We start from the raw sequence: 18,309 nt of genomic DNA, 5'->3' as shown, positions 1-18,309 counted from the left end.
GTGCCCCGGTCGGCAGGGGCCCGACGACCCTGGCCGGTGCCACCCCGGTCGCGTACGGTGAAGTCACACAGAGCAACGCACCCGCCCGACGTACGTCATGATCAAGGAGTCCCTGGTGCCCGTCCTCCCTGGAGCCGAGCCGTTCCGCCACGAGGGCGGAGAGGTCGGCGTCCTCCTCTGCCACGGCTTCACCGGTTCCCCGCAGTCCCTGCGCCCCTGGGCCGAGTACCTCGCCGGGCGGGGCCTGACGGTGTCGCTGCCGCTGCTGCCCGGACACGGGACGCGCTGGCAGGACATGCAGCTCACGGGCTGGCAGGACTGGTACGCCGAGGTCGACCGCGCCCTGCGGGAGCTGCTGGACCGCTGCGCGCAGGTGTTCGTCTTCGGGCTGTCGATGGGCGGCGCGCTGACCCTGCGGCTGGCGGCCAAGCACGGGGACGCCGTCAGCGGCATCGTCCTGGTCAACCCGGCGAACAAGGTGCACGACCCGCTGGCCTTCGCCCTTCCCGTGGCGCAGCACTTCATCCGGTCGACGCCGGGTATCGCCAGTGACATCGCCAAGCCGGGGTCGGTGGAGGTCGGCTACGACCGGGTCCCGACGCGGGCCGCGCACTCGCTGCGGAAGTTCCTGCAGCTGGTGGACGCCGAGCTGCCGCAGGTGACGCAGCCGCTGCTCCTGCTGCACAGCCCTCAGGACCACGTCGTGCCGCCCGTCGACTCGGCGCGTGTGCTGGCCCGGGTCTCGTCGACGGACGTCACGGAGGTCCTGCTGGAACAGAGCTACCACGTCGCGACGTTGGACCATGATGCGGAGCGGATCTTCGCGGACAGTTTTGCGTTCGTCGGCCGACTGGCGGAGAGCGTGGGCAGGGAGGGGGCGGAGGCCGGTGGCTGAGCACGAGGAGCAGTCGGGCGGTATCCCGCCGCTGGACGAGGAAGCGGCGTGGGCCGCGATCGTGGCCGGGTACGGGCAGGAGCCGCCGGACCCGCCGGGGTCCCGGCCGTACAGGCCGATCGAGAACCTCCTGCTGCCGGAGGAGGACGTCAAGCCGCTGCCTCCGGAGCCGGTTCCGGACGCCGAGCCCGAGCCGCCGGCCGCGCCGGCGCCCGCACTGGGCAGCTCGGTGGTCTTCGCCCCGGGCGTGGGCATGGCGGGCCCCCGGGACCACTCGCCGGCGGAGCCTGACGACGACGACCCGGCCGCGGCGGAAGAGGGCCATTTCGTCCAGCCCGAGCCGGAGCTGCCGCCGGCGGACACGACGGCGAAGTTCGCGTGGCTCGCGGTGGTCGGCGGCCCGGTGCTCCTGCTGCTGGCGGTGCTGCTGCAGTGGGACATGACCTGGTGGCTGACGACGCTGGGCATCGGCGGCTTCCTGGGCGGCTTCGCGACGCTGGTCGCCCGCATGCAGCACGGCGAGGACGAGGACGACGACCCGGGCCGCGGCGCGGTGGTCTGACCGAAAACGCCCGCGGGGCTGCCCACCAGCCCCGCCGGCTGCCGCCGGCCCCGCCGACGTTCGAGGCACGGGGCCCGGGGCCCGGGGCCCTGGGGCAACGTCCCGCCCTTCCGACCCCGCCGCACCCCAGCCCCGCCGGCGTCTGAGGCGCGGGGCCCGGGGCAGCGCCCCCGCGACGGCGCCGCACCCGTACCGCCTGCCCAAGCTACGGCGCAGCCGGCAGGCGCAGCGCCGCCAGCACCGGCAGATGATCCGTGGCGGACCGCAGGTCACCGTCGCAGACCCCCGCCAGCCCCGCGGGGACCCCGCAGGCCAGCACTTCCACCCCCGCCGTGGCGAAGACGGCGTCGATCCGCCGGTCCGGCGCCGCCGCCGGGAAGGTCCGCTCCCCGCCCCAGGGCGCGACGGCCCAGCAGTCCTGCAGGTCCGCGGCCAGCCGCGCGAAGGCGGGGCCGCCGGGTCCCTCGTTCACGTCGCCCGCGGCGATCCCGTACGGGGTGTCCAGCGCGGCGACCCGGTCCAGGAGGAGGTCCGCCTGGGCCAGCCGCTGCGCCCGGTCCAGCGACAGGTGCGCCGAGACCACGCCCACGCGTACGCCGCCGACGCGGACGACCGCGGTGGCCAGGCCCCGCCGGTGCAGCCCGGGCGTGTGCGGGAGCAGGACGTCCTCGGTCCGCTCCACGAAGACCCGCAGCGAGCACAGCAGCAGCGGTCCGGTCGCCGTCGCGCCCCCGCCCAGCACCACCAGGTCGCATTTCCTGGCCAGTCGCGCGGCGTGCTTGCGCCAGCGGAAGAACCGCGGCGCCTCCTGTACGAAGACCAGGTCCGGCTCGCAGGCCCGGATGACCCGGACCAGCGCCTCCTCGTCGTCGCGCAGCGAGCGGATGTTGTAGCCGAGAACCCGGATGACGGCAGAACCGTCGGGCTCCGTACGGGACTTCGGCAGCGGGGGCGGCAACTGGTCCATGTCCATGCACCGCAAGATACGCAGCCGCCCGCCGCTCCCCCAAGGGGCGCGGCGGGCGGTCCGGGCGGAAGGGTCAGCCCTGGCGGGCCAGGTCGGCCGCGCCGACGAGTCCGGCCCTGCCTCCGAGCTGCGCGGCGAGCACCTGGGCGTGCGGGCGCCAGGCGCCGCCCACCAGCCAGCGCTTGAAGGACTTGCGGATCGGGTCGAGGACGAGGTCGCCCTCGTCGGAGACGCCGCCGCCGACGATGAACGCCGACGGGTCGAAGAGGGAGGCCAGGTCGGCGAGGCCGGCGCCGGCCCAGCGGGCCAGCTCGCGGAAGGCGTCGACGGCCACCAGGTCGCCCTGCCGGGCGGCCTCGCTGATGTGCTTGCCCTCGATGCCCTCGGGGGTGCCGTCGCCGAGCGCGAGCAGGACCGTCGCGTTCTCGGGGGTGGCGTTGGCGCGCTGCCTGGCGTAGCGGACGAGGGCGCGGCCGGAGGCGTACTGCTCCCAGCAGCCCTGGCTGCCGCAGCCGCACAGCAGGCCGTCCGGGACGACCCGGATGTGGCCGAACTCGGCGGCGACGCCGAAGCGTCCGCGGCGCAGCTTGTTGCCGATGATGATGCCGCCGCCCAGGCCGGTGCCGAGCGTGATGCAGATGACGTCGTCGTGGCCCTGGCCGGCACCGAAGCGGTATTCGCCCCAGGCCGCGCAGTTCGCGTCGTTCTCGACGACGACGGGCAGGCCGATGCGCTGCTCGACCTTGTCCTTGAGCGGCTCATGGCGCCAGTTGATGTTCGGCGCGAAGAGTACGGTCGCACGCTTGTCGTCCACGTATCCGGCGGCGCCGATGCCGACGGCCTCGATGGTGTGGTTGCTGCTGACCTCGGAGACGGCGGCGCAGATGGCCTCCGTCACTCCGTCCGCCGTCGGCGGGGTGGGCACCTTGTACGTCTCAAGGATCGTGCCCTCTTCGTCGACCACGCCGGCCGCGATCTTCGTGCCGCCGATGTCGACGCCGATGGTGAGTCCCATTAGTCCCTCGGTTTCCGGTCAAACCCCGCCACGGCCAACGGTACCCGAGGGCGCCGGGGGTTCAGTCGAGATCGATCCGCTCGGCGGGACCGTCGTCGGGGCCGTCCCCGCGCGGGTCGCGGTCGTCGGATGCCTGGCGGGGTGCCCGGGTCTCGCCCCGGGTCCAGCGGCCCTCGTGGCCCTCGACGGCGGAGCGGTAGGCGGCGAGGAGCTCGGAGCCGGCGGCCGCGAGGTGGTCGAAGACCTCGGGGTTGCGTTCGATGACGGGCTTCGCGGCGGTTTTCGCCTGGTCGACGATCTGGCGGACGGCGCCCTGTGCGGCGGCGCCGAACAGCGGGTTGTTGAGGCCGGAGACCTTGTCGGCGACGGCCTCGAAGAGCTTGAAGAGCTCCTCGGCCGCGGTCCCGGGGGCTCCCGGGCCGGCCTGGCCCTGCCCGCGCAGGCGCTCCTTCTCGGCGGCGAGGTCCTCGGCACAGGCCTTGGCCCAGGCGTCGTCGGTGGGGCGGTCGGTGGCCTCGCTCATGGCGGACTCTCCTGCGGCGGCTGCTGGGCGTGCTTGCTGTCTACCTTCGACGGTACCCGAACGGGGGTACCGCGTTCAGCGCGTACGGGGCCACAGGCCGGGGTCCGGGGTGAAGCGGATGCGGAGTTCGCCTTCGGTGAGGGCGGCGCCGGAGACGGTGCACCGGCGCAGTGCCGAGGGAAGGGGAACGATCCTGCGGTACGGGCCGGCGGTGAGCAGCAGCTCGTCGCCGCGGCGGACGAGGTCGAGGTCGCGTTTGTGCGCGCCCGGCAGCGGAACCACCCAGACGAGGACCCCGTCGTCGGCGAGCCGGTCCTCGACGGTCCAGGCGCGGCGGGGTGCGGGCACGTCCGGGACGAGTCCGCCGGGGGCGGCGAGCCGGTCGAGGTCGTCCTGGCCCTGGGGGTCGGGGCCGAGGTGGGCGAGGGCCACCAGCGGGCTCTCGCCGGCCCACTCGGCGGCGTACTTCTCCTGCTGGGCGGCGAGGCCGGCGAGCCAGGGGTCGGCGGAGCCGTGGGGGACCGTCCGGTTGGCGACGACGTCGCGGACGGGCAGCTGCTGGAGGGCGAGGCCGAGCCGTCCGAGCCGGAGCGCGTCCGCGGCGGCGGGTCCGGGCTCGGCGACGAGGCGTACTTCGGTGGTGTCGGCCTCGATGACGGCCTGGACGGCGGCGAGCTCCTCGTCCCAGCGCGCGGCGGCCTCGTAGAGCCACTGGGCGGGCATGGGTACGCCGGCCAGCTGGGCCAGTACGGGGCGCAGGGCGCGGGCGGCCTGCTTCTCGGCGGGGAGCAGGCGGGCGAGGTAGCGGCGCAGCTGGGCGGGGAGCGCGAGGGTCGCGACGGCCTGGCGGAGCGGGGGCAGGTCGACGACGACGAGGTCGGCGGCGGGTGTGGTGGCGGCCCACCGCAGGGCGCGGAGCAGAGCGAACTGTTCGGATCCGGGCAGTTCGGTGAGTTCCTCGGCGGCGAGGGGGCGGGCGCCGACCATGGAGAGCAGGGCGGATCCGCGTTCCTGCAGGGCCACGAGTTCGTCTCGGAACTCCTGGCCGGAGTCGACCCGGGCGACGCTCAGGCCGGGCGGGAGGGGGTCGCCGAGCAGTCCGGCGAGCGGGTCGCCGGGGTCGCCGGTGAGCAGCAGCACCTGTCGGCCCCGGCGGGCCGCGGCGAGAGCGGTGGCGGCCGCCACGGTGGTCCGGCCGGCCCCGCCGGGGCCGGTGATGAGCAGGGTGTGCATGTGCGGGGGCTCCGGATCGGTGGGGTGCGCCGCCGTGCGGGGTCCGTGGCGGGACCCCGCGGGCGTGCCGTACCCGGTTCGGTGCGGCACCCCCGGGTGCTGGTCAGACGGACTCGACGCGCTTCTTCAGGCCCGCCAGCGCGCGGTCGATGATGACCTTCTCGGCCTTGCGCTTGATCATGCCGAGCATGGGGATCTTGACGTCGACGGTCAGCTGGTAGGTGACCTCGGTGCGCTTGCCGCCGTCCACCGGGGCGAGTCGGTAGGAGCCGTCGAGCTGGCGCAGCATCTGGGACTTGTCCAGGGTCCAGCTGACCTCGTCGGTGCCCTTCCAGGTGTAGGCCAGGGTGTGGTCGTCCTTGATCGCGCCCGCGTCGAGCAGCAGCCGGACCTTTTCGGCGCGGCCGTCGACGTCGGTGGCGAGGACCTCGGCCTCCTTCACCTCGCCGGTCCACTCGGGGTAGCGCGCGAAGTCGGCGATCACGGCCATCACGTCGCCGGGCGCGGCGTCGATCGTGATGCTTGAGCTGGTGTGTTCCGCCATCGCGGTCGCTCCTCCGGAGATTGTTCGAGGATGTGTACGGCCTCCGGCCGCCGCGTGAAGGCTACCGCGCGTGCGGACGCCGCCACTCCAGAGACGCCCCGGGCCCGGGGCGGGGGGTGCGGAAGCGGCTGGTTCTCACCACTCCATGACCCAGGGGCGGCCGGTCGAGGCGAAGTGGCCGACGTTCACGCACTCGGTGGCGCCGATCCGCATCCGCCGGGCCAGGGGCTGGTGGACGTGGCCGAAGAGGGCGTAGCGCGGCCGGGTGCGGCGGATGGCGGCGAGCAGGGCCTCGCTGCCGCGTTCGAAGCGGCGTGCGACGGTGTCGTAGCAGAGCTCGGGCACTTCCGGCGGGATGTGGGAGCAGAGCACGTCGACCTCGCCGAGTGCCTCGACCTTGGCGGCGTACTCCTCCACGTCCACTTCGTAGGGGGTGCGCATGGGCGAGGGCAGGCCGCCGCCGACGAAGCCGAAGACGCGGCCCGCGATCTCGACCCGCTGTCCGTCCAGGACGGTGAGGCCGTGGCGGTCGGCGTACTCGGGCCACAGCGCCGGGATGTCGACGTTGCCGTAGGTCGCGTAGGTGGGGCGGGGGAAGGCGGCGAACATCTCCGCGTACTGGCGGCGCACCGCGTCCTCGATCATCCGCTCGCGGTCGAGGCCGGCCCACAGCCGCCTGCCGAGGGCGTGGGCCTCGCCGAAGCGGCGCTGGGTGCGCAGCTCGACGATGAGGTCGGCGTTCTCGACGCCGAACAGGTCGGGGAAGATCCCGCGCGAGTGGTCGGCGTAGTCGAGGAAGAGGACGAGGTCGCCGAGGCAGATCAGGGCGTCGGCGCCGTCGCCGGCGCGCGCGAGGGCTTCGGTGTTGCCGTGCACGTCGCTCACGACGTGGACCCGTGTGCGGCTCGATCCGCTCGTGCCGTTCTTCCCGCTCCGCATGCTGCCAGCCATGCGGACAACCCTAGGGGGGCTGGTGAGGGCCTGGTAGTGGGACTGTGAAAGCCGGGCCTACCTGCGGTTACTTCCGAGTCGCCGAGGGGGTCGACTACTGTCGGCGCGTTGGGTCCGGACCGTGTGAGTGCAGAATGTGACGCACGGAACATCTGGCCGGTTCCCTCTATCGGGAACCCACTACCGGTGGGTAACGTCCGGTCGGTCCACATGGTGGCGATGGCGCCCAGAGGAGCAGCAGTCTTGCGCGAGTTCAGCCTTCCGGCCCTGTACGAGGTCCCGTCGGACGGGAACCTGACGGATCTCATCCGCCGCAACGCCGCCCAGCACCCAGACACCGCCGTCATGAGCCGCAAGGTCGGCGGCCGGTGGCAGGACGTGACGGCGACCGAGTTCCTGGCCGAGGTCCGTGCCACGGCCAAGGGCCTGATCGCGGCCGGTGTCCGCCCCGGCGACCGGGTCGCCCTGATCTCCCGCACCCGCTACGAGTGGGTGCTGATCGACTTCGCGATCTGGACCGCGGGCGGCGTCACCGTCCCCGTGTACGAGACCAGCTCCCCCGAGCAGATCCAGTGGATCCTCGGCGACTCCGGCGCCGTCGCCGTCGTCGTGGAGAGCGCCGGGCACTCCAAGGCGGTGGCCTCGCTGCGCGACCGCCTGCCGGAGCTGCGCGACGTCTGGGAGATCGAGCAGGGCGCGCTGGACACGCTGAAGGCCGCCGGCGCGGCCGTCACCGACGCCGAGGTCGACGAGCGCAGCAGCCTCGCGAACGCCGACGACCCGGCCACCATCGTCTACACCTCGGGCACCACCGGCCGCCCCAAGGGCTGTGTGCTGAGCCACCGCAACTTCTTCGCGGAGTGCGGCAACGCGGTGGAGCGCCTGAGCCCGCTGTTCAGGACCGGCGAGTGCTCGGTGCTGCTGTTCCTGCCGGCCGCGCACGTCTTCGGGCGCCTGGTGGAGGTGGCGGCCGTGCTGGCGCCGATCCGCCTGGGCTGCGTACCGGACATCAAGAACCTCACCGACGAGCTGCAGTCCTTCCGCCCCACGCTGATCCTCGGCGTCCCCCGGGTGTTCGAGAAGGTCTACAACTCGGCGCGCGCCAAGGCGCAGGCCGAGGGCAAGGGCAGGATCTTCGACGCGGCGGCGGACACCGCGATCGCCTACAGCCGTGCGCTGGACACCCCGCGCGGCCCGTCGTTCGGCCTCAAGCTCAAGCACAAGGTCTTCTCGAAGCTGGTCTTCAGCAAGCTGCACGCGGTCCTCGGCGGCCGCGGCGAGTACGCGATCTCCGGCGGCGCGCCGCTGGGCGAGCGGCTCGGGCACTTCTTCCGCGGCATCGGCTTCACGGTCCTGGAGGGCTACGGCCTGACCGAGTCCTGTGCGGCGACCACCTTCAACCCGTGGGACAAGCAGAAGATCGGTACGGTCGGCCAGCCCATGCCGGGCTCCGTGGTGCGCATCGCGGACGACGGCGAGGTGCTGCTGCACGGCGAGCAGATCTTCACGGGCTACTGGAAGAACGAGGCGGCGACCGCCGAGGCGCTGACCGACGGCTGGTTCCACACCGGCGACGTCGGCACCCTCGACGAGGACGGCTACCTCACCATCACCGGCCGCAAGAAGGAGCTGATCGTCACGGCGGGCGGCAAGAACGTGGCCCCCGCGGTGATCGAGGACCGGATCCGGGCGCACGCGCTGGTCGCGGAGTGCATGGTGGTCGGTGACGCGAGGCCGTTCGTGGCCGCGCTGGTCACCATCGACGAGGAGTTCCTCGGCCGCTGGGCCGTGGAGAACGGCAAGCCGGCCGGGGTCACGGCGGCGGAGCTGCGCGAGGACGCCGACCTCGTCGCCGCCGTCCAGAAGGCGATCGACGACGGCAACGCGGCGGTTTCCAAGGCGGAATCGGTGCGGAAATTCCGCATTCTGCCCTCCCAGTTCACGGAGGAGTCGGGGCACATCACGCCGTCGCTGAAGCTCAAGCGCAACGTGGTGGCGAAGGACTACGCGGACGAGATCGAGGCGCTCTACCGCGGCTGACCCCGTGTCGGCGGGGCCCGCGGCCGCAGGCCGTCGTCAGCGGGGGTCGGCGAGGATGCGTGCCATGTTCCGCTCGGCGAGGGCGGTGATGGTGACGAACGGGTTCACGCCGAGCGACCCCGGCACCAGGGAGCCGTCCACCACGTAGAGGCCCTGGTAGCCCGTGGCCCGCCCGTACGCGTCGGTCGCCTTCCCGAGGACGCAGCCGCCGAGCGGGTGGTAGGTGAAGTCGTCGGCGAAGGCCCTGTTCCCGCCGAAGAGGTCGTAGCGGTAGATGGTGAAGTTGCGCCGGTTGATGCGGTCGAAGAGGTTCTTCGCCGCGTTGACCGCGGGCGCGTTCTGGTCCCGCCGCCAGTTGAGGCGGGCGGAGTCGCTCGCCGCGTCGTAGGTGAAGTGCCCGCGCTCCGGGTTCTTGGTGATGGCCAGGTACATCGAGATCCAGTGTTCGAGGCCCATGGGGAGCGGGGCGACCTCCGCGAAGACGGGGTTCGCGGCGTTGTCCCAGTCGTCGATGCCCAGGGCGGGCATGGTGGACTGGTTGGCGCCGACGGTGTCCCACAGGTGGTTGGCGCGCGCGGTCATGACATTGCCGTTGGGGCCCCAGCCGCGCCCGACCTCGCCGCTGAGCGCGGGCAGCGCGCCGGTCTCCCGGGCACGCAGCAGGATCTCGGTGGTGCCCAGGCTCCCGGCGCCGAGGAAGAGCTGCCGGCAGCCGATCTCGCGGACCTGGGTGACCTTTCCGGTCACGTCACTGGTCCGCACGGTCAGGACGTACCCGCCGGCCGGGTCGGGCCGTACGGCGACCACGCGCTGCATGGTCTCGATGGTGACGTTGCCGGTTCCGAGGGCGGCGGCGAGGTAGGTCTTGTCGACGCTCTTCTTCCCGTGGTTGTTGCCGTAGATGACCTCCCCGGCCAGTGCCGAGCGGGGTGCGGTGCCGGCCGCCTCGCGCTTCATGTGCTCGAAGTCGTAGACGTTGGGGACGAAGACGGTCTTCAGACCGGTGTTGTGGGCGTGCTTGCGGGAGATGCGGGCGAAGCGGTACCACTCGGTGGACTCGAACCAGCCCGGGTCGATGTCGCCCACGCCGAGCATGGCGCGGGCGCGGGGGAAGTAGGTGCCGTACATCTCGTCGGCGTCGACGCCCGGGAAGACCTCGGTGAAGTACGAGCGCCTGGGGGTGGGCGCCATGCCGCCGTTGACGAGGGACCCGCCGCCGACTCCGCGTCCCACGTAGACGGACATGTCGCCGTGGTTCACGCGGTCCAGGACGCCGGGGTAGGGGCTGATGTCGCGGTTGACCACGTCGAGCCAGAGGAACTGCGCGAGCGGGGCCTCGGTGCGGGTGCGGAACCACATGGAGCGGTGGTCGGGGGCGGACGTGGAGGGGAAGACCTTGCCGTCGGGACCGGGGGTGTTCCACAGCCGGCCCATTTCGAGGACGACGGTGCGCACGCCCGCCTGCCCGAGCCGCAGGGCGGCCACGGCGGAGCCGTAACCGGACCCGACGACGACGGCCGGGGCGTAGTGGGCGGCGGCGGGCTCGGCAGCGGCGGCGGAGGCCGCTCCGATCCGTGTGAAGCCGAGCGCGGCGGCGGTCGAGAGTGCGCCGAGCCCCAGCATTTGACGGCGCGTCAGGTTGGGTGTCATGGCCGCATCATGAGCGGATTCCGGCCGTCCGCCCAGACGCGGTGTTGACAGACATCTGAGGGACAGTCAGACATGGCGCACGCGCTCGGCCCGGACGCTTCACCGAGCCCCGATCTCCAGCCCCACTGGCGTTCGAGGCGCGGGGGCTCGGGGGCAGAACCCCCGCAACGGCGCCGCACCCGCGGGAGCCGCCCGGCTACAGCAGCTCGCGCAGGCGGTCCGCCAGAAGGTCCCAGCGCCACTTCTCCTCGACCCAGGCGCGGCCGCGCTCGCCCATGCGGGCCCGCAGGTCGGCATCCTGCAGCAGGGCCACGATCCGGTCCGCCGCCTCCTCGGGCACGCCGCCCCGCACGACCCAGCCCGTCTCACCGTCCAGTACCGCGTCCGGCGCCCCGCCGGAGTCGCCCGCGACCACCGGCAGACCCGTCGCCGAGGCCTCCAGGTAGACGATGCCGAGCCCCTCCACGTCGAGGCCGCCCCGCCGGGTCCGGCAGGGCATGGCGAAGACGTCGCCCGCACCGTAGTGCGCGGGGAGTTCGGACCACGGGACCGCGCCCGTGAAGACCACCGAGCGGGCCACGCCCGTGGACGCCGCCAGCGCGCGCAGGTCCTCCTCGTACGGGCCGCCGCCGACGACCAGCAGCACGGCGTCGGGCACGGCGGCCAGGATCCGCGGCATGGCCTCGATCAGCGTGTCCTGGCCCTTGCGCGGCACCAGCCGCGACACGCACACCACCACGGGCCGGTCCGACAGGCCCAGCCGCGCCCGGACCACGTCGCCGCCCGACGCCGGGTGGAAGGTCTTCTCGTCGACGCCCGGCGGGAGTTGGACCATCCGCGCCGCCGCCCGGTCCGTGACCGCCGAGGCGATCCGGGAGCGGGTGTACTCCCCCAGGTACGTCAGGGTGTCCGTGCCCTCGCCGATCCGCCGCAGCAGCTGCCGCGCGGCCGGCAGCTGGGCCCAGCCCGCCTCGTGCCCGTGGGTGGTCGCCACGATCCGCCGGGCGCCCGCCCGACGCAGCGCCGGGCCCATCAGCCCGAGCGGGGCGGCGGCACCGAACCACACGGACTCGCAGCCGTGTTCGCGCAGCAGGCCGACGGCGCGCCGCGTCACGCGCGGGGTCGGCAGCAGCATCGTCGTACGGTCGCGGACGACCTGGAAGGGCTGTTCCGCGTCGAAGGCCGCGGTGGCCTCGCGGCCCTCCGCGCTGTGCTTCCACGTGGAGGCGTAGACGACGACCCGCTCGGGATCCAGCCGCAGCGCCATGTTGTGGAGGAAGGCCTGGATGCCGCCCGGTCGCGGCGGGAAGTCGTTGGTCACGATCAGGGTCTTGTGCATCGCCTGCCGACAGTACCCGCTCAGCTCAGCTCCTCGCGAAGGGACTCCCGCCAGGCCTGCGTGAGCCCGGCCCGGTCCACGCCTAGGCTCTCCCGCAGCGCGGTCTCCAGCGGCTCGCGGCCCGCCCGCCCGTACAGGTCCACCAGCGCCTTCTCGCCCCACTTCGCCGCGATCAGCCGGCAGGCCAGCCACGCGCCCTCGTACGCCCGCGCCGCCGCCTCGGGGTCGCCGCCGAAGGCGAAGTCCTCCGTCCCGGGCAGCTCCCCCGGCAGCCCGCCGCGCCGGACGGCCCGGGCGAGCGCCGGAGCGGCCTGCGCGGGGCTGGTGGACGCGCCCCGGTACGCCGCCCAGTCCGCGAAGCCCTCGGAGAGCCACAGCGGGGTGGTGGCGGTCGTCGCCGCACGCGTGGCCACGTGCGCGACCTCATGGGTCAGGACGATCCGCCGGCCCTCCGCCCCCAGACCCGCGTACCCCTCCGGATTGACCACGACCCGGTCCGCCGGGGCCGGGCCCGCGCCCACCCGGCCGGTGGTGACGGCGCCGAGGCCCCGGTAGGTGTCGGCGGGCCGTCCCAGCAGCCGCGCCATCGCGTCGAGGGAACCGGGGACCAGGACGACCACCCGCCCCGCCCAGGGTCCGGGCCAGGCGGCGCCCGCGGCGGGCACCGCCCGGTCGGCCTCGGCGGCGATCTCCCGGAGCGTGCCCGCGCTCTGCCCGGCCCCGCCGAGGACCAGGGAGTGCCTGCCGGCGGCCACCGAGACCGCTCCCTGGTCCCACAGCTGCGGCAGGGCGCCCGGCGCGGGCCGGTCGGCGCTCACCCGCCACGTCCCGCCCTTCCGGACCAGCTCCATCTCGCGGGCCGACTCCTCGGGGGCGGTGTCGTGGCCGGCCAGCCGGTAGCGCAGCCGGGCCCGTACGAGGGCCCGCTCGCCGTCGCGCCGGACCGAGGCGACCTCGTACGCCCGGTCGGCGAACGGGATCCCGGCCAGCCCCTCGGGCGTCGCCCGCGACCAGTCGGCGACCGCCCCGCGGACGTCCCGCTCGGCGGCGTCGGCGCTGCCGGCCGGCCGCGGACCGCACCCGGGGAGCAGCGCGCACAGCAGGACCGGCACGAGCGGCCGGAGGCGCGACGGACGGCGGAGGCGAGACATCCGCCGATCGTACGCAGGGCGCCGGGGGGCGGCGCGGGCGGCGGGGCCGGGGTCGGGGTCGGGGTCAGGGGCGGGTGACCGCCGAGACCGGCATCATCCCGACCGGGTCGTAGCGCACTCGGGCGCCGGGGTAGGGGGCGTGGACGACCTGGCCGTTGCCGACGTACATGCCGACGTGGCTGGCGTCGGAGCGGTACGTCACCAGGTCGCCCGGCCGGGCCTGTGACAGCGGCACCTGGCGCCCCGCGTGCCGCTGGGCCTGCGAGGTGCGCGGCAGCGAGACGCCGGCCTGCCGGTAGGACCAGACCATCAGCCCGGAGCAGTCGAAGCCGGAGGGGCCGGTGGAGCCCCACACGTACGGGCGTCCGACGGCGGCCCGGGCCGCCATCACGGCGGCCGCGGCGCGGCCCGAGGAGGGGCCGTCGGCACCCACGGGGCCCAGGTCGGGCAGTGCCTCGTGGCGTCCCCCGGAGCGCGAGGAGCGCTCGAAGTCGGCCCGCTCCTCGGACGGCATGGAGTTGAGGAGCCGCCTGGCGGCGGCGAGCTTCGCCGTGACGGAGCGCTTGTGGCGGGCGACGTCGGAGCGCAGGGCGTCGAGTTCGGCGAGCTTACGGGAGGCCTCCGCCCGTACCTGGCCGAGCCGGCGCTGCTCCTGGTGCAGTTCGTGGAGCTGCCGGGCCTGACGCTCGGTCAGCCGGTCCAGGGCGGCGGCCTGCGCGAGGTAGGCGTCGGGGTCCTCGGCCAGCATCAGTCCGACGGCGGGGTCGATGCCGCCGCTGCGGTACTGGGCCCCGGCGAAGGTGCCGAGGATGCCGCGCATGGTGTTGATGCGCTCCTGGCCGCGGGCCACCGCGTCCTGGGCCCGGTCGACCTCGGTACGGAGCGCGGCGGCCTTCTCCCCGGCCTCGTTGAAGTGCTCGGTGGCCTGCTCGGCCTCCTCGAAGAGCCGGTCGACCTGGGCGCTGACACCGGATCTCGCGCCGCCGCCGGGCTCGTGCGGGAGGCCGGGGGCCGCGCTCGCGGGAGCGCCCACCATGGCGACCGCGGCGGTTGCCGCGGCGGCGGTGAGGACGGTGACCTTCGTGTTCCGGTCGAGGCTGCCGAGCCCGGGCCGGCGATGTGACGCCACGTGCACCCGCTCCCTTCCGCTGAGCGCGGCCCGGGTCCGCCCTCCGTGGGCGGCCGTGTGCCGGGTTCCGCGCTGGCAGACAGTAGCCGTGCGATCGCGCACCGCCCAACGCCCGCCGGAGGGCGCACACACCGACGCCCCGCCGGAGACGCAGGTCACCGGCGGGGCGAGTGGTCAGAGCGGGGCCGTGGAATTCGCCCGGATGGGCGGTGTGCTTCGCGTCAGCCGATGCGGACGCCGAACTGGAACGGCATGTTGTCCATCGACTCGTACTTGACGCCGCCGCGCGGGTTCGAGGCGTGCAGCGTCATGTTGTTGCCGGCGTACAGGCCGACGTGGTGCAGATCCCCGTAGAAGAAGACCAGGTCACCGGGCTGCAGCTGGCTGCGGCTGATGCGGGTGCCGTCGTTCGCCTGGGTGTAGGTCACACGGCTGATGTTGACGCCTGCCTGCTTGTACGCCCACTGGGTCAGCCCGGAGCAGTCGAAGGAGTTGGGGCCCTCGTTGCCCGATATGTACGCGCTGCCGACCTTGGTCTTGGCGGCCGCGAGGGCGGCTCCGGCACGGCCGGAGGCCTTGACGTCGCCGAGGTCGACGCGCTGGCCGTCGGCGCGGCTGGCGCGCGTGTCCTCGTCCTTGAGCGCGGCACGCTCCTGCGCCGTAAGGGTGTTGAGGAGGGCCTGGGCCGCGGCGAGCTTCTCGGCCGAGGCCTTCTTCTTCTCGCCGAGCTCCTTGCGGGTGGCGTCGAGGTCGGCGAGCTTGCCGGCCGCCTCCTGGCGCTGCTGCGCGAGGGTGCGCTGCTTCGCCTGGATCTTCTGGACCGCTTCGACCTGCTTGCCGCTCAGGTGCTCCAGGGTGGAGGCCTTGTCGAGGTAGCTGTCGGGGTCCTCGGAGAGGAGGAGGGCGAGGGAGGGGTCTATGCCGCCGTTGCGGTACTGGGCGCTCGCCATCGAACCGAGCGCGCTGCGAAGGTCGTTGAGCTCACCCTGGCCGCGCGCGACCTGGTCCTGGATCTGCCCGATCTCCTTCTCGAGCGTCTCCTGGCGCTCCTTGGCCCCGTTGAACTTCTCGGTGGCCTGCTCCGCCTCTTCGTAGAGTGCGTCGACCTGGGTCTTGACCTCGTCCTTGCTCGGCTTCGCCGGAGCGGCGGAGGCACTCTGCGCGGTGAGGGCGACGGCCGCGGCCGCGACCGAGGTGAGCACGGTCACACGAGCGCGAGTCGGCTGCTTGGGTCGACGGTGGGACGCCACGAAGGCGAGCTCCTTCTTCCTAGAGCCGCCGAAGAACGCAACTCGGCAGCACCCTTCGCCGCCACCCCGAATGAGTGATCTACCGCACGAAGGTTTGAGCAGACCCTAGTGACCCAGCTGTGATCAGTTCAAATCCTGCCGGGAAAAAACTCGCCCGCCGACCAGGTTCTTTACCTACACCGCACGCTCCGTGCCGAGCACTTGACGGTGCGTCCCCCACACGCCCTACCAATTCCGGCATTCGGGCCGGGAGTTAGGAAACGCGCGAAAGCCGCTTCAGCAACAAAGCGGACGTTACGGGCCGCGCCCCGGCCTTGGCGACCCCGTCGGCGACCTCCCGGTCCGTGGAGACCACGACGACCGGCCGGCCGGGCGGCTCCGCCCGCACCAGCTGGCGGATCAGCTCGTCGGCCGTCACCCCCGCCTTGGAGAACAGCACCCGCACACCCCGCGGCGGCGCGAGCAGCACCGGGGCCGCCAGCTCCGCGCCGTCGAAGACACAGGTCATCTCCGCACCCGTCTGTGCGGCCAGCATCGACAGCCCGCCCAGCAGCCGCAGCCGCTGCTTCTCCAGCGGCATCGTCGGATAGCCGGTCTTGGTCACGTTGTAGCCGTCGACCACCAGATGGGCCTGGGGCAGCGCCAACAGCTGGTCCAGCAGCGCCGGATCGGTCTCCGACAGGGCGCGCGCCGCGATGTCCTTCGGCGTCATCCGGCCCGGCTCCACCGCATCCACCGTGTCGGCCGGGCGGGTGTTCACCGGTGGCAGCGCCAGCTCACGGCGCAGCCCCTGCGCCGCGTCCAGCACGGTGTCCAGCAGCAGCCGCAGCCGCATGTCCTCGATGCTGCGCCCCTCACGGGTCGCCCGGCGGGAGGTCTCCAGCGCCGTCTCCACCTCCGCGAGCCGGGACTTGAGCCGCCGCGTCTCGCTCTCGGCCGCCGTCACACGGGTCGCGGCCTCGCCGCGGATCGCGTCGATCTCGGCGGTCACCTTGCGCAGGGCCGCCTCGCCGCGCTTGACGTCGCTCAGGGCGCTGCGCAGCCGGCGCTGAAGCGATTCCGCTTCCTTCCGCGCCGCCTCCAGCTCGACCCGTACCTGCTCACCGCCCGTGCGCTGCAGTTCCCGTACGTGCTCCAACTCCTCGCGCAGGCGGTCCAGCTCGCGCCGGGTCTCCTCGCCCACCCGCTCGGCGTCGGCCCGCTGGGCCTCCTCGCCCGCCGCGGCCACGAGCTTGACCCAGCCGGCGGGCCTCAGGACGAAGGCGGCGGCCGCCACGTCCAGCGGATCCGCGGCGGCCGGCGGCGCGCCGGACTCCAGCGCGGCGGCCAGGTCCGCCTGCGCATCGCGCAGCTTGTCGGCGACCCGGCCGCGGAACACCGCGTCGGTCTCGACCGCCGCGGCCATGGCGTTGCCGGCGAACTTGGCGCGCCGGGTCGGGGTGAAGCGCGCGTACTGGCGCAGCTGCGCCGGCAGGTCCGCGACCGTCAGCGCGCCGAAGGCGTCCGAGACGAGCGCGACGACCCGGCGCCGCACGCCTTCCGGCAGCGGGCGGTCGAGCGCCTCCGCGGCGTCGCCGGCCGCGTCGGCCGGCCCAGCGCCGCTTGCTGGCTCCACAATCCGTCACCCCTACCGTGATGGTCTACCTGCCGACGGGGCTCCGTCAGGAGTCCGCGCCCGGCCTGTCCACGAGCTCGATCTGGTCCACCGCGTTGCACCAGCGACATCGGACCGACTCGATGGTCTCATTGACCACCTCTCGCTCCTCGACCTTGGGCTCCCCGGCGAGGTCCAGGTGGACGTACTCGACGACCTTCGACGAACGGGTGACGTCGAACCGCGTGAGGTTGCCGCACAGGGTGCAGCGCCACCGGGTGGTGTCGGTCGGCAGGGGAACCGTCATCGGCCTGCTCACTCCTTCGTAGCTCATTCAATTAAAGCGGTCGTTCGGCCGTCCGCGTCGGCCTGTGGACCGCAGCTCGTAACCCTACGGCCTGCCACCCCTTCAGGTGGGGCACGTTGCGTCATGCTCTGTCACATGATCGTAAGGTGGCAGGCTGTGCGCGAGGCCGCCCGGGGACCGGTGGTCACCCACGCACTGATCGCGGGCTGCGGTGTGGTGTTCGTACTGAGCCCCGCCTCGGGGCTCAATCCGGTCTACGGGACCGGCGACGAACTGCTGAGCGCGGGCACCGCGTACTTCCGGCGCTGGGGCGTGGTCCCTGACGAACTCTTCACGGACACCCCGCGCGCCTGGCTGACGCCGCTCACCGCGCTGTTCGTCCACGGCAGCTGGCTGCACCTGCTCGGAAACATGCTGTTCCTCTTCGTCTTCGGCGCGCTGGCCGAGGAGCGGATGGGCCGTCCGGCGTTCCTCGTCTTCTACCTCTGTACGGGCTACCTGGCGCTGGCGGCGTACGCGGCGGCCAACGCGGAGTCCGCGCAGACGCTGGTGGGTGCGTCCGGTGCGATCTCGGCCGTCCTGGGCGCGTTCCTCTATCTGCTGCCGCGGGCACGGGTGACGAGCCTGTTCCCCTTCCTGTTCTTCCTGCCGCTGCGGTTCCCGGCGTGGCTCGTGCTGCTGTTCTGGTTCGCCCTGCAGTGGGTGGCCGCGCACCGCGCGGAGAGCGGGCCGGGGGTGGCCTATCTGGCCCATCTGGTGGGGTTCTCGCTCGGCTTCCTCTACGCGTGGGCCCGGTATCGGGGTACGACTAGAGTGAGTCGACCAGCGACGGCCACCGAGGGAGACAGCCAGCCGTGATCACCGCGATCGTGCTCATCAAGACCAGCGTGGACCGGATCCCCGAGATCGCCGAGTCCATCGCCGCGCTGGACAGCGTCAGCGAGGTCTACTCCGTGACGGGGACCTACGACCTGATCGCGCTGGTCCGCGTGAACCGCCACGAGAACCTGGCGGACATCATCCCCGGCCGCATCAGCAAGATCCCGGGCGTCGAGGCGACGGACACGCACGTGGCGTTCCGCACGTACTCGCAGCACGACCTGGAGGCGGCGTTCGCGATCGGCCTCGACGCGTAGCGCCGGCCGCCTGCCCTGCGGGC

General features: G+C 73.3%; 18 protein-coding genes. 5 read left to right on the top strand and 13 right to left on the bottom strand.

What is annotated here, in order from left to right:
* Positions 1-115 precede the first annotated feature (115 nt).
* Entirely contained in the window at positions 116-895 is a 780-nt protein-coding gene (locus ACZ3X1_RS07125; protein WP_356813063.1) for an alpha/beta hydrolase, read from the top strand.
* Positions 888-1,457: a hypothetical protein gene (locus ACZ3X1_RS07120; RefSeq protein WP_356813062.1), complete on the top strand. Its 570-nt coding sequence runs from the start codon at positions 888-890 to the stop codon at positions 1,455-1,457. The genes ACZ3X1_RS07125 and ACZ3X1_RS07120 overlap by 8 nt, the downstream gene beginning before the upstream one ends.
* Positions 1,458-1,662: 205 nt before the next feature.
* On the opposite strand, the gene ACZ3X1_RS07115 is transcribed toward ACZ3X1_RS07120, so the two are convergent.
* The 6 genes from ACZ3X1_RS07115 to ACZ3X1_RS07090 all read right to left on the bottom strand — a co-directional run bounded on the left by ACZ3X1_RS07115 (position 1,663) and on the right by ACZ3X1_RS07090 (position 6,690).
* Positions 1,663-2,424: an endonuclease/exonuclease/phosphatase family protein gene (locus tag ACZ3X1_RS07115; RefSeq protein WP_467277616.1), complete on the bottom strand. Its 762-nt coding sequence runs from the start codon at positions 2,422-2,424 to the stop codon at positions 1,663-1,665.
* Positions 2,425-2,497: 73 nt separating this feature from the next.
* Positions 2,498-3,439 (bottom strand): ROK family glucokinase, encoded by a 942-nt coding sequence (locus tag ACZ3X1_RS07110; RefSeq protein ID WP_356813061.1) that lies wholly within the window; start codon positions 3,437-3,439, stop codon positions 2,498-2,500.
* Positions 3,440-3,500: 61 nt separating this feature from the next.
* Complete coding sequence (locus tag ACZ3X1_RS07105) at positions 3,501-3,962, bottom strand: DUF5304 domain-containing protein (protein ID WP_467277412.1); 462 nt, start codon at positions 3,960-3,962, stop codon at positions 3,501-3,503.
* A 75-nt stretch (positions 3,963-4,037) separates the two neighbouring features.
* Complete coding sequence (locus ACZ3X1_RS07100; protein ID WP_467277410.1) at positions 4,038-5,195, bottom strand: ArsA family ATPase; 1,158 nt, start codon at positions 5,193-5,195, stop codon at positions 4,038-4,040.
* Between the two features lie 103 nt (positions 5,196-5,298).
* Positions 5,299-5,739, bottom strand: a complete 441-nt coding sequence (locus ACZ3X1_RS07095) for an SRPBCC family protein (RefSeq protein WP_356813057.1) — start codon at positions 5,737-5,739, stop codon at positions 5,299-5,301.
* A gap of 135 nt (positions 5,740-5,874) precedes the next feature.
* Complete coding sequence (locus ACZ3X1_RS07090) at positions 5,875-6,690, bottom strand: metallophosphoesterase family protein (RefSeq protein WP_356813055.1); 816 nt, start codon at positions 6,688-6,690, stop codon at positions 5,875-5,877.
* A gap of 243 nt (positions 6,691-6,933) precedes the next feature.
* Here ACZ3X1_RS07090 and ACZ3X1_RS07085 point away from each other — a divergent pair, with 243 nt between their 5' ends.
* A complete protein-coding gene (locus tag ACZ3X1_RS07085; RefSeq protein ID WP_356813054.1) occupies positions 6,934-8,730 on the top strand; it encodes an AMP-dependent synthetase/ligase in 1,797 nt (598 codons plus the stop codon).
* A 36-nt stretch (positions 8,731-8,766) separates the two neighbouring features.
* On the opposite strand, the gene ACZ3X1_RS07080 is transcribed toward ACZ3X1_RS07085, so the two are convergent.
* From ACZ3X1_RS07080 to ACZ3X1_RS07050, 7 genes are all read right to left on the bottom strand, one after another.
* Complete coding sequence (locus ACZ3X1_RS07080; protein WP_467277400.1) at positions 8,767-10,380, bottom strand: GMC oxidoreductase; 1,614 nt, start codon at positions 10,378-10,380, stop codon at positions 8,767-8,769.
* Between the two features lie 196 nt (positions 10,381-10,576).
* Positions 10,577-11,719 (bottom strand): glycosyltransferase family 4 protein, encoded by a 1,143-nt coding sequence (locus ACZ3X1_RS07075; RefSeq protein WP_356813052.1) that lies wholly within the window; start codon positions 11,717-11,719, stop codon positions 10,577-10,579.
* A 20-nt stretch (positions 11,720-11,739) separates the two neighbouring features.
* A complete protein-coding gene (locus tag ACZ3X1_RS07070; RefSeq protein ID WP_356813051.1) occupies positions 11,740-12,870 on the bottom strand; it encodes a hypothetical protein in 1,131 nt (376 codons plus the stop codon).
* 64 nt (positions 12,871-12,934) lie between these two features.
* Positions 12,935-13,999, bottom strand: coding sequence for a C40 family peptidase (locus ACZ3X1_RS07065; RefSeq protein WP_390074922.1), 1,065 nt, complete (start codon positions 13,997-13,999; stop codon positions 12,935-12,937).
* A 221-nt stretch (positions 14,000-14,220) separates the two neighbouring features.
* Positions 14,221-15,249: a C40 family peptidase gene (locus ACZ3X1_RS07060; RefSeq protein ID WP_356813049.1), complete on the bottom strand. Its 1,029-nt coding sequence runs from the start codon at positions 15,247-15,249 to the stop codon at positions 14,221-14,223.
* Positions 15,250-15,502: 253 nt separating this feature from the next.
* Positions 15,503-16,867: an NYN domain-containing protein gene (locus tag ACZ3X1_RS07055; RefSeq protein ID WP_356813091.1), complete on the bottom strand. Its 1,365-nt coding sequence runs from the start codon at positions 16,865-16,867 to the stop codon at positions 15,503-15,505.
* Positions 16,868-16,910: 43 nt separating this feature from the next.
* Complete coding sequence (locus tag ACZ3X1_RS07050; RefSeq protein WP_008738811.1) at positions 16,911-17,150, bottom strand: hypothetical protein; 240 nt, start codon at positions 17,148-17,150, stop codon at positions 16,911-16,913.
* Positions 17,151-17,285: 135 nt separating this feature from the next.
* Between ACZ3X1_RS07050 and ACZ3X1_RS07045 the strand changes: the two genes are divergently transcribed.
* Both ACZ3X1_RS07045 and ACZ3X1_RS07040 read left to right on the top strand, forming a co-directional pair.
* A complete protein-coding gene (locus ACZ3X1_RS07045) occupies positions 17,286-18,008 on the top strand; it encodes a rhomboid family intramembrane serine protease (RefSeq protein ID WP_467277387.1) in 723 nt (240 codons plus the stop codon).
* Positions 18,005-18,286: an Lrp/AsnC family transcriptional regulator gene (locus tag ACZ3X1_RS07040; protein WP_030036325.1), complete on the top strand. Its 282-nt coding sequence runs from the start codon at positions 18,005-18,007 to the stop codon at positions 18,284-18,286. Before ACZ3X1_RS07045 ends, ACZ3X1_RS07040 begins: the two co-directional genes overlap by 4 nt.
* Positions 18,287-18,309 lie beyond the last annotated feature (23 nt).

The sequence above is a fragment of the Streptomyces sp. NPDC023541 genome (genome assembly GCF_055559995.1).
This window is presented reverse-complemented; position numbering and strand designations above follow the sequence as displayed.

Bases quoted from the DNA above. Each gene is read 5' to 3' on its own strand.
- ACZ3X1_RS07115 (WP_467277616.1), bottom strand. From the start codon at position 2,424: ATGGACCAGTTGCCGCCCCCGCTGCCGAAGTCCCGTACGGAGCCCGAC.
- ACZ3X1_RS07110 (WP_356813061.1), bottom strand. From the start codon at position 3,439: ATGGGACTCACCATCGGCGTCGACATCGGCGGCACGAAGATCGCGGCC.
- ACZ3X1_RS07105 (WP_467277412.1), bottom strand. From the start codon at position 3,962: ATGAGCGAGGCCACCGACCGCCCCACCGACGACGCCTGGGCCAAGGCC.
- ACZ3X1_RS07100 (WP_467277410.1), bottom strand. From the start codon at position 5,195: ATGCACACCCTGCTCATCACCGGCCCCGGCGGGGCCGGCCGGACCACC.
- ACZ3X1_RS07095 (WP_356813057.1), bottom strand. From the start codon at position 5,739: ATGGCGGAACACACCAGCTCAAGCATCACGATCGACGCCGCGCCCGGC.
- ACZ3X1_RS07090 (WP_356813055.1), bottom strand. From the start codon at position 6,690: ATGGCTGGCAGCATGCGGAGCGGGAAGAACGGCACGAGCGGATCGAGC.
- ACZ3X1_RS07080 (WP_467277400.1), bottom strand. From the start codon at position 10,380: ATGACACCCAACCTGACGCGCCGTCAAATGCTGGGGCTCGGCGCACTC.
- ACZ3X1_RS07075 (WP_356813052.1), bottom strand. From the start codon at position 11,719: ATGCACAAGACCCTGATCGTGACCAACGACTTCCCGCCGCGACCGGGC.
- ACZ3X1_RS07070 (WP_356813051.1), bottom strand. From the start codon at position 12,870: ATGTCTCGCCTCCGCCGTCCGTCGCGCCTCCGGCCGCTCGTGCCGGTC.
- ACZ3X1_RS07050 (WP_008738811.1), bottom strand. From the start codon at position 17,150: ATGACGGTTCCCCTGCCGACCGACACCACCCGGTGGCGCTGCACCCTG.
- ACZ3X1_RS07045 (WP_467277387.1), top strand. From the start codon at position 17,286: ATGATCGTAAGGTGGCAGGCTGTGCGCGAGGCCGCCCGGGGACCGGTG.